Genomic DNA, 14,477 nt, shown 5'->3' with positions numbered 1-14,477 from the left:
TTAACGACAATGGCGGCCCGGACCCTGTTGGTCCCACCGAAATTGTCGGCATCGGACGAGCTGAGCGACCTTGACCTCATGCTGTATGGCGTCAGCAGCGTGGAAGCGAAAGCGGTTACGCGCGCCTACGCGGCGATGACGCTGATGAGTCCGTCGAAGGCGCCGACGCCGCAGGCGAGCGCGGCGCTGGTGGCGACCTTGACTGCGCAGCGCGCCGCCCACGGCCTCGACGCCGACCACGGCTTCGCCGTCAGCCGCCAGCATCCGGGCGAGGGCGGCGCCCAGGTCACGCGCATAGTCCACATCTACAAGGGCGTGCGCATCTTCGGCTCCGAATCGGTGCTCGTCACCGATGCCAGCGGCAAGCTGGTCAGCGAAGCGGGGTCGGACCGGCGCCTGTTTCTCGGCAAGGGAAGCGCCAACCGGCTCGGCGCTGCGACGGCCGAGTTCGGCGTGACGCCGGCGCTCAGCACCAAGGCGGCGATCGACGCCGCGCTGCGCTCGCTGCCGGCCGGCGCCACCCATGTTACGCCGGCCGGCGCCGAGCTGATCATCTATCCGATCATGAAGACCGAGCGCGTGCCGGCCGCCGTCAACAAGGCCGACGACGAACTCAACGCAACACCGCCTACGACAACGCCTACTACAGCGATACCTGCAAGTGCATGTTCATCGGCGATGGCTCGTTTTTTACCAGCCTGGGCGCCATCGACGTGATCGGCCACGAGATGGCCCATGGCGTCACGGCGGCAACGTCGAACCTGATCTATTCGGGCGAATCGGGCGGCCTGAACGAATCGTCGTCGGACATCACCGGCGACGTCGTCGAGTCGTATGCGCGCGCCGGCGGCACCGGCGCGTCGGTTCCGAACACCGGCAACGATTGGCAGACCGGCAAGGAAATCAGCCGCACCGGCACGCCGCTGCGCTGGATGTACAAGCCGAGCAAGGACGGCGGTAGCCCGAACGCCTGGAGCAGCTCGATCAAGCGCCTCGACGTGCACTACAGCAGCGGGCCGAACAACCGCATGTTCTACTTCCTGGCCAAGGGCTCCAGCGCCACCGTGGGCAGCGACACCTACAGCGCCTTCCTGACCAAGGCGCCGCTGGCGATGACCGGCATCGGCACCGACAAGGCGTTCCGTATCTGGTTCAAGGCGCTGACGACCAAGTTCACGTCGTCGACCAACTACGCCGATGCGCGCCTGAAGGTGCTGGCGGCGGCGCAGGAACTGTATGGCGTCGGCAGCGTGGAGGAGAAAGCGGTCACGCGCGCCTATGCGGCGATCAACGTCGGCCTCGACATCGCCGAATAACAGCTGATGCTGTAACAATGCAGTCAGCATGCCGCCGCGCCTTTGCCGGCGCGGCGGCAGGACAGCCCCGAATACGCTATGCCGCCGGCAGGGCGTATTCGGGGCTGTTTGCGTTGGCTATGCCAGCGCCAACTCGCGGGGCGCGCCGAGCGCCGCTCTCAGCAGCAACTCTCGGGCGAACCGGTCCGATCCAGGCGATTGCCCAGCGTCAGACTCCGCAGAAGATGGCCTCGAGTTGGACAACCCGACATCATAGGAAATGCCAACCAATACCGGCTTGACGTACCGATCCATGACACCTCGCAAGGACAAAGATTGACCAAACGATAATCTGCGTTGGTCTTTTGACACTTAAAAGGTCCAACCGTGAAAACCTCCCTCTCCGCAATAATAATGGCCGCCCTGTGTGCCAGCCTCGGCACACCGGCATTAGCAGCTCTAACCAACAAAAGCGTCCCGTTGACAGCGCCGCCGGCGCCGACCGTCATCAAGAGCAAGCCCGCGCCCGTAGTGGCGGTTCCTGTCAAGAAGGTTACGCCCGCACCCGTAATGGCGGTTCCTGTCGAGAAAGCTACGCCCGCGCCTGCGCCGGCGATGCCAAGGGTGCTGCGTCTGCCAAGTCAGGCGGGCAAGGTCAGCCAGGTCATTCCAACCAAACTGGTCGCCAAATCCCCCAGCTGGATCGTCAAGGGGCATAAGCACTACAGCCTATGCTCCCCCAGCCGCCACATGGTCGCGTGCGCGCCGATAGCACCTACGGCGTTGATGAAGGATATCGAGGTCGGCTCAAGGATCGGGCCAAAAGGCGAGCAGTTTCTGACGTTCAAGATCGCGCCTGGCACGAAGGTGGCACCGGCGCGCCTGCGCTACACGGTTGCCCACTTCCTTGCACGCACGAGAAAGCAGGTGAAGCACTTCAACCGGATGGAGGTGTCGTATGCGCCGCGTGCAGGCCAAATGTCTGTGCGGGTAGGCGCCACGGCCAACGCGATCGATGACCGCGGCGGCGGTAGCATGACCTGTAGCTACGATGACGAAGGCGGCTACGATTGCGTCGGCGGCGCCTACGAGAGCGGTAGCGAAGGCGGTGGCGGCGGTGGTGAGGAGAACTACGATCCGATCCCGGCCACCCCTGCGACCAACGATTGCCAGTTCAACTGCGAATACCCATTCGGCAACGACAATGGCGATGGCGATCCTTGCCTCAACTCCGCCGGCCGGAACATCTGCCAGGTAGTCGTCATCATGGCCAGCGTCCAGAGCCGGAAGAAACTGAGACAGTCGGCTGCCGGCCTATCAACGCGTTTACGCTTGAATGTGGTGGCAGCCGCGGGTTGCCAGTCGTCGGTGGAGAACCGGAGCAGCTGCCAGGGCGCACGCCGTGGTTCCCACAAGCGATGTGCAATGTTGGCACGATCTTCTGTTCGGCGGGGCAGGTGCCGGATAATGACCGGGGCGGCAATTCCTCAACATCAGGAAAATCGATGGATGCGCTGTATGACATCTGCGATGCAATTGCCGAGGTAGAAAGGGCTCAATGCAGTGCCTACCCAATGGACAACCGCAGCTACCACGCATGCACAAAAAAGGTAGAAGAACGAAGGTCAGCATGCTATACCACGGCACGGCAACTCACCGACAACGGCGCTCACCTCGCACCGTAACAGTCATGTTATCGAACCACACTAAGTAGCCGCTTAGTTTTACCGAATGGAGAACACCATGCTGAAAGAACCGAAGATCAGCGTTGCGCTGGTCGTCAACGAAGACCGCACAATACTGATGGTGCGGCGCACCGATGACGACGGGGAGCCAAGCTGGGTGCGCTGGGACTTGCGCGAACTCGAACGCGAAGGCTACCTCGCGCTGTGCCAGCGGGTCGGCGATACGGCATTGCGGATGTTATCACGCGCCCACCCGGACGAGTTCGCAAAGTTCCCGCTGCTCGCGCCACCCAAGCTAACAGCCTTCGACGAGCTGTGCAGCCTCGTAGTCGAACTGATGCACCGCTCGACCACGGAAAAGACGACCGCCTATGTGGCCGCCATCGACGCCATCTTCGCACGTCACTGTGCCGAGCTCGGGCAAACCGACCTGCCCGAAACATGGCAGTCGATCAGGATCAGGGTTATGTCCAGGCCCGCGATTGAATAGGCGGCAACAAAGGAGCACCTGACGGGAGACTTCTCGCCAGATGCTGCCACTTCACCACCTCGATCGCACATTGAATTGGCGGGACTGGCCGAAAGCTGGGCGATGTTGCGCCCGACACTGCCCCGCGTTACCGGCAACGGCACCCAGGTCGCACCCCTAAGGAGCACTCATGGCTATCGAAGAACCGAGAATCAATGTGGCGTTGACCACCAACAGCGGATGCGCCAGCATCCTGATCCGGCGCAGCGACGCAGACGACAGCGCCCCAGGCGAACCAATGCGATGGGTTAGCTGGCAGCTTGGCGCTATCGAGCGCGCGGGATATATGGCAGCTTGCGAACGCATCGGCAACGCGGTCCTGCGGCTACTGCACCAACCCCACGCCGCCCTGTTCGCCCAGCATCCACTGCTGGCACCACCGGACGAGCTGTCAAACTCGACCGGCTGACCGACCTGATCAACAACCTAATCAGCCGTTCAGCCGCCGAGGGCACCAGCGCCTACGTGCCCGCACTTGACGCCATCTTCACACGCCACGCGGACGAACTGGCGCAGACCGATTTGCCGGGACAATGGCCGACGTTCCGGGATGTCTTTCTGCGACACAGCACCACCTGATCGACGATGAGCCTGTCGTGCTTCAGGGCGCGTCGGCGAAAGCCGCCAGGTCGATCGCACCCAGGATGAATTTTTTTTTTTGTGGTCGCTGCAAGACAGGTCGACAGTAGTCCTGAGGGATGGGGGACTGGGTTATGGGGGCGCCTGGAGCACGTAGCACCTTATATCCGATGATGGAGGCCGGTGGGAACACTTCCCGCCGGGTATTGTCAGCTCACCACATGGAGCACACATGATTCTCTCACCGAACCTAATCATATCTGTGACCGCCAGCGAATACGGCAAGCGGCATTCTGTGCTGGTTCGACTTGAAAATTCCAAAGTCCAGAACAGCATGCACTACGACCTCGGCCACGTCGAGCGTGAAGGTTTCCACAAGCTGTGCCAATCTGTCGGCTACAGCACGGTCTATGCGCTGGCGCGCGCCCACACCGACGTGTTCAACAAATACCCGCTGCTTCTGCCGCCGCCACTGCCGCACCACGACCCGCACCAATTAGCGATTTTGCTTCTATACCACGCAGGCAGAGACGAAACCGGTGCCTACACAAAGGCGCTCGACAACCTTTTTCAGCGCTTTCCCGAAGAACTGGCCGGGCTGGCCGACTCTTGGGCGATGCTGCGCGAGACATTGCCTCCTGCCTAGGAGTAGTCGCGCCGGCGCCAAGGTTACAACTTTCAAATGGATAATCCTCATGCTACCCAACATAACCATCAGGCTAGTGAACAAAAACGTAAGCGGGAATTTCACCCCACCTTTCAATCGTGAGGTAAGCCTTCCAAAATTGCGGCTTCATCAATCACTGGAGCCAACGCAATGCGCAATGAATCGACGAGACAAGCCTGGACGATCCGGCTGCAAGAGCAGGCAAGTTCCGGACTTGGCATCCGGCCCTGGTGCGTTCGCGAAGGGGTAACGGAGGCCAGCTTTCACTACTGGCGCAAGCGGCTGGCGCCGCCGTCAACCGCCACCAGGCTCATTGCGCTGCCGATGGTGGCGGGGCACCACGAACCGATGCTGGAACTACGCACCCCGCACGGCTACGTCATCCGCCTTTCACACCACGAGCAGGTGCGCTGGCTCGGCGGCGTGCTCGAGGCGCTACGCTGATGTGGGGCACGCCGCAGGGCATGGTGTACCTGGCCACCGGCCACCATGACATGCGCAAATCGATCAATGGACTGGCACTGGTGGTGGCCGACACGTTGGGCCACGACCCGGTCGGCGTCCACTGGTTCGTCTTTTGCAATCGTGGCCGCGACAGGCTCAAGATTCTGCACTGGGACACGAACGGCTTCTGGCTGCATTGCCGGCGTCTCGAACAGGGTAAATTCCATTGGCCCAGGGACGGCGAGGACGCGCAGGCGCTGGCGGTCACGGCGCGTCAACTGCGCTGGCTGATCGATGGCTTGAACTGGCAGAACGCCATTGCCCACCAGCCGATGGCGCCGCGCGCGATGGTCTGAAAAATAATGTCAACAACATGCAAATGACGTAAACCCAAAACGCGAATCGTTTTGGTAAAGTTACTGCATGCATCCAACCGACCTTCTTGCCACCCTGCCGCCCGAGCTTCGCGACTACGTTCGCGAACTGGAGACGCGGGCGACGGCGCTGGAGATGCAGGCGTCTGCCTTACAGGTGCGTAACCAATTCCTGGAAGAGCAGTTCCGGCTGGCGCAGTTGAAACGCTTCGCGCCGTCGAGCGAGAAGTTCGGCGCCCAGGGCTGCCTGTTCAACGAGGCCGAGCAGGACGTGGCCACGCTGGCCCCGGATGCCGAAGAAGAAGCCGACAAGGGACCAAAGAGCGCTGGCAAAAAACGCGGCCGCAAGCCCTTGCCGGCTTCGAGGGCGCGGTCATGACCGATGGCTACGCCGCCTGGCGCATGCTCGAGGGCATAACGCACCTCGGCTGCATGGCGCATGCACGACGCTACTTCGATGAGGCGCTGAAGGCGCAGAAAAATCCATCAGGCAGGGCCAGGGAGGCGCTGCGCTTCATCGCCAAGCTATATCACATCGAAAAGCTGGCGCGCGGCAAACCGCCCGATGGCATGACGGTGATCGAACACGCCTACCGATTGCGGCAGGTGCTCAGTCGTCCCATCCTGGACAACCTGCACGCATGGCTTGTGAAGAACAAGAGCGCCGTCATGCCGCAATCGCTGATCGGCAAAGCCATCAGCTATGCGCTCGGGCAGTGGCGCTACTTGTACCGCTTTATCGACGACGGCCGTTTCGCCATCGATAATAATTTGATCGAGCGCGATATCCGGCCGTTTACGACCGGGCGCAAGGCGTGGCTGTTCTCCAATTCCGTCGCCGGCGCCGATGCCAGCGCCGTCATCTACAGCCTGATGCTGACCTGCCGCGCGTGCGACGTCGAACCGTATGCTTACTTGCGCCACGTCTTGACCGAGCTGCCGCGCAGGCAACCAGGCGACGATGTGACGGACCTGCTGCCCTTCAACTTCAACAAAAACTAGGCTGACTGCCCGCTAACCACTGACCGGGAAGGGGGAGCGGTGGGGTAAATCTCCCGCTTACAAAACAGCGAGCCGACGCTAGTCATTACGCGCAACGATAGCGAGCGGCTAAACTTGATTCAATGGCCGATGAGCCAGCTTGAACCGGCAGGCTGCCAAGCACTATGTCAAATAGTCGGCGATAGGGCCATGCGTATGCTCGCCGTCGTTCAACATGACGAGATCGCTAAATTCCCCCAGCTGCTGCCGCCAAAATTGCCCACTGAAACCCACTACGGCATAGTCGACGCACTGATTCAACGCTCATACAAGGAAAAGACCACCGCCTATATCCCTGCCATCGATAGGCTAATCGAACAGCGGGCCGACGAACTAAACGAAAGCAGCTTGCCTGAAACATGGCCAGCCAATCGGGAAAACTTGATTAAAGCCTTTTCCGGTTGATCTTGTGCCAGCTACCGGGCCGCGATCACATCAACGCCCGTTCCGCTTCGCGCCGAGAAGAAACCGGCGACTACACACGCGCGCTCGACACCCTGTTTCAGCGCCATCCGGAAGACCTGGCCGGGCTGGCCGACTCTTGGGCGATGCTGCGCCCGACATTTCCTCCTGCCACGGAATAGTGGGCGCCGCGGGAAGCTACGGTGGCAGTGGGAATGGAAGGCGGTGGCAGGGCGGCAATGACCCTGTCCCAACTACGATCACGTTGCCGGATCCAGGGCGATGTGCTTCCAATTGCGACTACCCATTGGTCGAGCTTCAAGGCGGGGCGGCAGGACGGCCCCGAAAGCGCTATGCCGCCGGCATGGTGGTTGCGGGGCTGTTTGCATTGACATGGCCTTTGCGATTGTTCAACAGCCTGCGCCAAATCCTCCACCAATATTCTTAGTGCCCAGTTCGCTTGGCCCGGGGCGGTCCACTTTATAGGAGAAGAGATGAACATCCGCAAAACCCTGCTGGCCGCCGCGGTCAGCGCCGCCGTGCTCGCCGGCGCCGCCGCCGCCCCTTTGATGAGTCCGTCCAAGGCGCCGACGCCGCAGGCGACCGCCGCGCTGGTGGCGACCCTGACGGCGCAGCGCGCCGCCCACGGCCTCGACGCCGACCACGGCTTTGCCGTCAGCCGGCAGCATCCGGGCGAGGGCGGCGCCCAGGTCGCCCGCATCGACCACACCTACAAGGGCGTGCGCATCTTCGGCTCCGAATCGGTGCTCGTCACCGACGCCAGCGGCAAGCTGGTCAGCGAAGCGGGGTCGGACCGGCGCCTGTTTCTCGGCAAGGGAAGCGCCAACCGGCTCGGCGCTGCGACGGCCGAGTTCGGCGTGACGCCGGCGCTCAGCACCAAGGCGGCGATCGACGCCGCGCTGCGCTCGCTGCCGGCCGGCGCCACCCATGTCACGCCGCCCAGCGCCGAGCTGATCATCTATCCGATCATGAAGACCGAGCGCGTGCCGGCCGCCGTCAACAAGGCCGACGACGAACTCAACGCGCTCGACGTCGAGGACGTCGTCGCCAGCTACGAATTGTCCTACCTGGTGCACACGCGCATGTTCGTCGACGCCAAGCCGGTCTACCACGACACCGTCGTCAGCGCGCTCGACGGACGCATCATCCACCAGTGGAGCATGCTGCAAACGGCGACCGGCATCGGCCACAGCCAGTACAACGGCAACGTGCCGATCAGCACCTCGAAGTCCGGCGCCAAGTACGTGATGGTCGACCCGGAGCGCGGCACCGGCGGCCTGTTCGGCGCGATGGCGATCACCAACGCCAACCACAGCGCCTCTCCCGGCGCCGTCTACAGCAACCCGACCAACGAATGGGGCGACGGCAAGCAGTACGTCGAAGGCAGCACCAGCACCAGCGCCAATGGCCAGACCGCCGCGGTCAATGCGCTGTGGGGCCTGATGAACACCTACGACACGCTGAAGAACGCGCTCGGCTGGCTGTCGCTGGACGGACACAACACGTCCACCTACATCGCCGTGCACGTCAACACCGCCTACGACAACGCCTACTACAGCGATACCTGCAAGTGCATGTTCATCGGCGACGGCTCGTTTTTTACCAGCCTGGGCGCCATCGACGTGGTCGGCCACGAGATGGGCCATGGCGTCACGGCGGCGACGTCGAACCTGATCTATTCGGGCGAATCGGGCGGCCTGAACGAATCGTCGTCGGACATCACCGGCGACGTCGTCGAGTCGTATGCGCGCGCCGGCGGCACCGGCGCGTCGATTCCGAACACCGGCAACGATTGGCAGACCGGCAAGGAAATCAGCCGCACCGGCACCCCGCTGCGCTGGTTGTACAAGCCGAGCAAGGACGGCAGCAGCCCGGACGCGTGGAGCATTTCGCTGAAGAACCTCGATGTGCATTACAGCAGCGGGCCGAACAACCGGATGTTCTATTTCCTGGCGCAAGGATCGAACGCCGGCAAGGGCAGCGAGTTCGGCAGCGCCTACCTGGTCAAGACGCCGCTGGCGATGACCGGGATCGGCACCGACAAGGCGTTTCGCATCTGGTTCAAGGCCAACACCACCAAGTTTACTGCGAGCACCAACTACGCCGACGCGCGCAGCAAGATGGTGCAGTCGGCGCAGGAACTGCATGGCGTCGGCAGCAAGGAAGACAAGGCGGTGCAGCGCGCCTACGCGGCGATCAACGTCGGCGCCGATATCGACGAGTAGCGCTGCAGTTCCCGCTGAAGGCCGTCCTGGGCCGGCTTTTTCACGCGCTGCGTTAAGCATGATCCGACGCCGCAAACAGCACCGGCGCGGCTGACGGAGCGACGAACACAAAAAAGCCCCGCCGGAAGCGGGGCTTTTTTGCATTGACGCGCGATTGACAGGTCAGCGTTTCGAGCCGCCCGCGACCAGCACGGCGGCGCCGGCGACGATCGCGGCGATGCTCGCCCACAACGGGATGTTGACCTGCTTCTCTTCAGCCACCGACAGGTTGATCGGGCCGAGGCTCGCCTTGTGGGTTTCCTTGGTGAAGCTGAACCCGCCGAAGGCCAGGCCCGCCACGCCTGCGACGATGAGGATGATGCCGATGATTCTGGTGCTGTTCATGGTGTTCTTTCTTGTTGTTTTGATTGCAATAGCGACGCAGGCTGAAGTAACTTTAATTGCCCATCATCGGGTATGGGTTGACCGAGGTGCCTTTCCACCACTCTTTCTTCGGCGTCAGTTCGACGACAGCAAAGTGCAGGTGTGGTGCTTTCTGATCGGAGTTGCCGGTCACGCCGACATAGCCGACCAGGTCGCCGCGCTTGAGCACGCTGCCTTCCTTGACCCCGTCCGCGTAACGGTCGAGGTGGGCGTAATAATACGCGTACTTTTCGGTCGGGTCGAACTGGTAGACGGTCAGGCCGCCCGGCTTGCTGTTGAACAGCTTGACGACCTTGCCGTCGGCCACCGCGATGACCCTGGTGCCTTTCGGCGCCATGATGTCGAGCGCTTCATGATGACGCTCCTTGCCGCGCGGCTGGTCGAAGTTGTCCGACAGCTGTCCCAGCTTGATGCCTTCGACCGGGATCATCAGCTTGGCCGACGATTTCGCCGCGCCTTCATTGGCGACGTCGGACGGCATCGGGATTTCCTGCTGCGTCGGGCGCAGCGGCAGGTCCGCTTCGGTCAGGTCGGTCGACACCACCGGCGCCGGCGGCAGCGCCGCGGCCATCGGGTCGGTCGGGGTGGCCGCTGCGCCGGCAGCGTTGGCGGCAGGCGCGCTGACGACGGCAACCACGGGAGCGACCGGTGCGTCATGCGGAACCTGGCGCAGGAACACAAACAGTCCGGCTGCGCCGAGCAGCACGCCGGCCAGGAAGGTCAACAGCCATTTCATGAAATTCTCCTTGTAGGTATGACACGCGCCTGGCACGCCGGGCGCGAAAACTTGGTGTTCTTAGTCTTGCAGCACGACGTCGGTGCCGGCGCCGACCGAGGCCATCAGCGAGGCGACGTCCCAGTTGGTTAGGCGGATGCAGCCGTGCGACTGGGTCTTGCCGATCGATGCCGGCACCGGGGTGCCGTGGATGCCGTAGTGCGGCTTCGACAGGTCGATCCACGCAACGCCGACCGGGTTGTTCGGGCCGGCAGGAATCTTCGCCTTTTTCTCGCCGGCGTCGGCATCCCAGAACAGTTTCGGGTTGTAGTGGAAGACCGGATTTTTGGCGATGCCCTTGACCTTCCAGTTACCGACCGGCAGCGGATCGTGCTCGCTGCCGGTAGAGGCGGGAAACTGGGCGATCGCCTTGCCGGCCGTGTCGAACAAGGTCAGCGTGCGCGCCGACTTGTCGACCATGATCTTGCCACCTTTTGGCAGCGGCTCGGTGTCGAGCACGTTCGGCACGATGATCTGCTCGCCGGCGCGGCTCAGGTCCTTGCCCGGGTTCAGGCGCTTGAGCAGGGCAGGGCTGGCGTGAAATTTTTCGCCCAGCGCTTCCTCGGCGCTGGCATAGCCGAGCGCGGTCATCTTGGCTTTGTCGGCCATGTTTTCCGGAATCGCCTCGAACGGGCCGGCGACGTCGGCGTCGGCGATCGTATAGGTGGTCAGTGCGTCGGCGCTGTCAGCGTTCAGCGCCGCCCAGGTCGCCGGATTCATCGCGCCGGTGGACTCGATGCCCTTGGCGCTCTGGTAGCCGGCGATGGCCGCGCGCAGGTTCGAGCCGGCGGCGCCGTCGATTTCACCGGAAGAAAAGTGGGCGCGGTCGAGCATGATCTGCGCGCGCAGGATGTTGGCCTTGCCAGGCTTGGCGGCCTTGCCGGACGCTTCGCTTTTGCCGGCGGCGTTGACGCTGTCGGCACTCAACGCAGCGGCGGACGCGGCGGCAGGGGCTGCGGCAAAGGCAGGCAGGCTGAACGCGGCGGTGAGGCAGGCGGCCAAGACGGTGTGAGATGTTTTCAATGGGTATCCTGTGTCGCGATGGTTGATACAGCGAAGATTAATTCCTCCCAGATATACGGTCTGTGCGGCAGCGTACTAAGGTATGCAGGCCTCTTGCGCGCATGCATGCCACAAAACGCAACAAAGCCCGCGCGCGGCGGGCTTTGCAGTGAACGGCGTGAATGCTGCTCAGGTCGGCAAGGTGCCGAGGATGCCGATTTCGGCGCTCGACATCAGCTTGTCGATGTCGACCAGGATCAGCATGCGCTCGTCGAGCGTGCCCAGGCCGATCAGGTAGTCGCTGTCGAACACGCCGCCCATGTCGGGCGCCGGGCGGATCTGCTGGGCGGTCAGGGTGGTGACGTCGGAGACGCTGTCGACGACCATGCCGACCGTCTTGCCGCCCAGGCTGAGCACGATGACGATGGTGAATTCATCATAGGTCGGCGTGCCGAGGTTGAACTTGATGCGCATGTCGACGATCGGCACGATCACGCCGCGCAGGTTCATGACGCCCTTGAAAAACTCCGGCGCGTTGGCGATGCGGGTCACCGCTTCATAGCCGCGGATCTCCTGCACCTTCAGGATGTCGAGGCCGTATTCTTCCTCGCCCATCGTGAAGGCGAGAAATTCGTGACCGGTTTCATCGTGGCCGTGCGGCTGGCGATTGCGGACCGCGGCGTCCGCTGCGTGAGTCTGTAACATGTGATTGACCTGTTCGAGTTGGAGGCGAGGATACTCACTCAAGGGTCTACCGCTGGGGTGGGGCAATAGCGCTGAACTTGAAGGTTGTCCGGTTGCCGCACGAGTCTCGGGCGGCCAGACTTGACGTTACACTTGCCGTAAGGAAATGTCAAAGCACTTCGATCCGGATCGCCGGATAGATGCAGTGCTGATATTTACTGTTGTTTAGCGGTAACAATCCGCCTGCAACCGGCTCAGGCGAACAGGCTTGTGCGCGCCGCCTGGCTGATCGCCAGCGTCACCGGATGGCTCAGGCGCCGCTCGGTGGTGATGGCGTAGACCTGCTCGACGAGCGTGTCGACGCGGCCGAGCTGCACGACGCGGTATTGCTCGCACACCTGGGCGGCGATCACGGTCGGCGTGAAGAACACGCCGGCGCCGGACTGGCCGAACGCTTTCATCATGGCGCTGTCGTCGAATTCGCCGACGATGCGCGGATGCACCTGCACCGACGCGAGCCACTGCAGCAGGCGGTGATAAATGGCGAAATCCTCGCCCGGCAGCAGCAGCGGAGCACCGTCCAGGCAGTGCGGAAAAGCCGGCGCCAACGACGCCGCCAGCGCCGCCGTGGCGCACACCGTCATGCCGCTCTCGCCCAGCAAATGGTTATAGCCGCGCACGCTCAGGTGGCTCGGCATCGGCCGGTCGGCGATGACCATGTCGAGCCGGTGTACGGCCAGCTCGGCGATCAGGCTGTTGAGCCGGCCTTCGCGGCAGACCAGGCGCACCGGCTCGGGCAGCGCCAGCGCCGGCTCGACCAGCCGGCAGGCGATCAGTTTCGACACCGAGTCGGCGCAACCGACGCGAAACGCGGTCGTCGTGCTGCGTGTGGTGTCGCGCACCACCTCCAGCAGCGCATCGCCGGCGCTGAAAATTTCCTCCGCATGGCGCAGGATGTGCCGCCCGGTGTCGGTCAATTCCAGGTTGCGCCCGGCCTTGCGAAACAGCTCGACGCCTAGCGTTTCGGCGAACTCCGTGAGCTGTCCGGAGATCGACTGGGGTGTCAGGTGCAACTGCGCGGCGGCCCGGGCGATGCTGCCCGTCTTCGCCACCATCCAGAAATAGCGCAGGTGCTTGAAATTGAGTGCTGCCATGACGACTCCCGGAAAGCATCGAGTTTTTCGATTCGAGAGTTAATTATATTCGAGTTGTTCGATGCTTTCATGCGCCTTATGATGGTTTCACCACGCAGCGTCGCGACAAGGAGAATCACATGAACAGTTTGGAAAGTATTGCCACCGGACCGATGTGGGCCGGCTTCATCGCCTTTGTCGTGCTGATGCTGGTGCTGGACCTGTTCGTCTTTGGCGGCAACAAGGCGCACAAGGTCAGCGTCAAGGAAGCCGGCATCTGGTCGCTGGTGTGGGTCAGCCTGGCGCTGCTGTTTAACGGCGCCTTGTGGTGGTACCTGAAAGGCACCATGGGCGCCGAGGTCGCCGACCAGAAGGCGCTCGAATTCCTGTCCGGCTACCTGATCGAGAAAACGCTGTCGGTCGATAACGTCTTCGTGTTCCTGCTCATCTTCACCGCCTTCCAGGTGCCGCAAGAGTACCAGCGCCGCGTGCTGATCTACGGCGTGCTGGGCGCCATCGTGATGCGCGCCGTGATGATCATGGCAGGCGCCTGGGTCGTCAGCGAATTTAGCTGGGTGCTGTACGTGTTCGGCGCGTTCCTGCTGTTCACCGGCATGCGCATGCTGGTTGCCGCCGACCAGCAGCCGGACGTGGCCAACAATCCGGTGCTGCGCTTTGCGCGGCGCCACTTGCGGGTCGCCGAGGGCGACCATAAAGAGCGCTTTTTCGTGCTCAAGGATGGCGTGCGTTATGTGACGCCGCTGTTCCTGGTGCTGATCCTGATCGAGGTCACCGACCTGGTGTTCGCGGTCGACTCGATCCCCGCCATCTTCGCCATCACGACCGATCCGTTCATCGTGTTCACGTCGAACCTGTTTGCCATCCTGGGCCTGCGGGCGCTGTACTTCCTGCTGGTCGATGTCGCCGATCGCTTCCACCTGCTCAAGTATGGCCTGGCGATGGTGCTCACCTTCATCGGCGTCAAGATGCTGATCATGCCGTTGTACCACGTGCCGGTGCAGGCGTCGCTGACGGTGGTGGCGGTGCTGATCGCGGCCAGCTGTATCGCCAGCCTGGTGATTGCCCGCAAGGATGGCACGACGAAGTAAGGCAGGGCGCGTGGTCCGGTGTATGGGGCACGCGCGCCATCGCCAACATCGCAGTTTGTATCACTCACCGCAACGAAAAGGGGAACTGA

The 14,477-nt window shown here is 62.6% G+C and carries 17 protein-coding genes and 1 pseudogene; 13 read left to right on the top strand and 5 right to left on the bottom strand.

Annotated elements, in window-relative coordinates; genetic code table 11:
- Nucleotides 1–335 precede the first annotated feature (335 nt).
- The 12 genes and pseudogenes from ACP7DD_RS15335 to ACP7DD_RS15280 all read left to right on the top strand — a co-directional run bounded on the left by ACP7DD_RS15335 (nt 336) and on the right by ACP7DD_RS15280 (nt 9,262).
- Entirely contained in the window at nt 336–1,316 is a 981-nt protein-coding gene (locus ACP7DD_RS15335; protein WP_426175708.1) for a M4 family metallopeptidase, read from the top strand.
- A gap of 366 nt (nt 1,317–1,682) precedes the next feature.
- Nucleotides 1,683–2,843 carry a hypothetical protein gene (locus ACP7DD_RS15330; RefSeq protein WP_426175687.1) on the top strand — a complete coding sequence of 387 codons (1,161 nt, stop codon included), beginning with the start codon at nt 1,683–1,685 and terminating at the stop codon, nt 2,841–2,843.
- A 195-nt stretch (nt 2,844–3,038) separates the two neighbouring features.
- Nucleotides 3,039–3,470, top strand: a complete 432-nt coding sequence (locus ACP7DD_RS15325; protein WP_426175686.1) for a hypothetical protein — start codon at nt 3,039–3,041, stop codon at nt 3,468–3,470.
- A gap of 169 nt (nt 3,471–3,639) precedes the next feature.
- Complete coding sequence (locus tag ACP7DD_RS15320) at nt 3,640–3,918, top strand: hypothetical protein (RefSeq protein WP_426175685.1); 279 nt, start codon at nt 3,640–3,642, stop codon at nt 3,916–3,918.
- A gap of 402 nt (nt 3,919–4,320) precedes the next feature.
- Entirely contained in the window at nt 4,321–4,734 is a 414-nt protein-coding gene (locus tag ACP7DD_RS15315) for a hypothetical protein (protein ID WP_426175684.1), read from the top strand.
- Between the two features lie 171 nt (nt 4,735–4,905).
- Entirely contained in the window at nt 4,906–5,199 is a 294-nt protein-coding gene (gene tnpA / locus ACP7DD_RS15310; protein ID WP_426175683.1) for an IS66 family insertion sequence element accessory protein TnpA, read from the top strand.
- A complete protein-coding gene (gene tnpB, locus ACP7DD_RS15305) occupies nt 5,199–5,555 on the top strand; it encodes an IS66 family insertion sequence element accessory protein TnpB (protein WP_426175682.1) in 357 nt (118 codons plus the stop codon). The genes tnpA and tnpB overlap by 1 nt, the downstream gene beginning before the upstream one ends.
- Before the next feature lie 67 nt (nt 5,556–5,622).
- Nucleotides 5,623–5,952 carry a transposase domain-containing protein gene (locus ACP7DD_RS15300; protein WP_426175681.1) on the top strand — a complete coding sequence of 110 codons (330 nt, stop codon included), beginning with the start codon at nt 5,623–5,625 and terminating at the stop codon, nt 5,950–5,952.
- Nucleotides 5,916–6,575 (top strand): annotated as a pseudogene (tnpC, locus tag ACP7DD_RS15295) (IS66 family transposase); the annotation flags it as partial. The gene ACP7DD_RS15300 and the pseudogene tnpC, both read left to right, overlap by 37 nt.
- Before the next feature lie 129 nt (nt 6,576–6,704).
- Nucleotides 6,705–7,019 carry a hypothetical protein gene (locus ACP7DD_RS15290; RefSeq protein ID WP_426175680.1) on the top strand — a complete coding sequence of 105 codons (315 nt, stop codon included), beginning with the start codon at nt 6,705–6,707 and terminating at the stop codon, nt 7,017–7,019.
- Nucleotides 7,020–7,021: 2 nt separating this feature from the next.
- Nucleotides 7,022–7,198 (top strand): hypothetical protein, encoded by a 177-nt coding sequence (locus tag ACP7DD_RS15285; protein WP_426175679.1) that lies wholly within the window; start codon nt 7,022–7,024, stop codon nt 7,196–7,198.
- A 312-nt stretch (nt 7,199–7,510) separates the two neighbouring features.
- Nucleotides 7,511–9,262, top strand: coding sequence for a M4 family metallopeptidase (locus ACP7DD_RS15280; protein WP_426175678.1), 1,752 nt, complete (start codon nt 7,511–7,513; stop codon nt 9,260–9,262).
- A gap of 162 nt (nt 9,263–9,424) precedes the next feature.
- Here the strand turns inward: ACP7DD_RS15280 and ACP7DD_RS15275 are convergent, their stop codons facing one another.
- The 5 genes from ACP7DD_RS15275 to nhaR all read right to left on the bottom strand — a co-directional run bounded on the left by ACP7DD_RS15275 (nt 9,425) and on the right by nhaR (nt 13,300).
- Nucleotides 9,425–9,646, bottom strand: a complete 222-nt coding sequence (locus ACP7DD_RS15275) for a hypothetical protein (RefSeq protein ID WP_426175677.1) — start codon at nt 9,644–9,646, stop codon at nt 9,425–9,427.
- 52 nt (nt 9,647–9,698) lie between these two features.
- A complete protein-coding gene (locus ACP7DD_RS15270) occupies nt 9,699–10,421 on the bottom strand; it encodes a M23 family metallopeptidase (RefSeq protein WP_426175676.1) in 723 nt (240 codons plus the stop codon).
- A gap of 60 nt (nt 10,422–10,481) precedes the next feature.
- Entirely contained in the window at nt 10,482–11,483 is a 1,002-nt protein-coding gene (locus tag ACP7DD_RS15265) for a L,D-transpeptidase family protein (protein WP_426175675.1), read from the bottom strand.
- Nucleotides 11,484–11,651: 168 nt separating this feature from the next.
- On the bottom strand, nt 11,652–12,167 hold the full coding sequence (locus tag ACP7DD_RS15260; protein ID WP_426175674.1) for a chemotaxis protein CheW: 516 nt from the start codon (nt 12,165–12,167) through the stop codon (nt 11,652–11,654).
- Between the two features lie 233 nt (nt 12,168–12,400).
- Nucleotides 12,401–13,300 (bottom strand): transcriptional activator NhaR, encoded by a 900-nt coding sequence (nhaR, locus tag ACP7DD_RS15255; RefSeq protein WP_426175673.1) that lies wholly within the window; start codon nt 13,298–13,300, stop codon nt 12,401–12,403.
- Between the two features lie 119 nt (nt 13,301–13,419).
- Between nhaR and ACP7DD_RS15250 the strand changes: the two genes are divergently transcribed.
- On the top strand, nt 13,420–14,388 hold the full coding sequence (locus ACP7DD_RS15250; RefSeq protein WP_426175672.1) for a TerC family protein: 969 nt from the start codon (nt 13,420–13,422) through the stop codon (nt 14,386–14,388).
- Nucleotides 14,389–14,477: the final 89 nt, after the last annotated feature.

It is taken from the genome of Massilia sp. TWR1-2-2 (assembly GCF_049897565.1).
Taxonomy (GTDB): domain Bacteria; phylum Pseudomonadota; class Gammaproteobacteria; order Burkholderiales; family Burkholderiaceae_D; genus JAFCUW01.
Note: the sequence above shows the minus strand (reverse complement) of the source record. Positions and strands in the feature narration are given on the sequence as shown.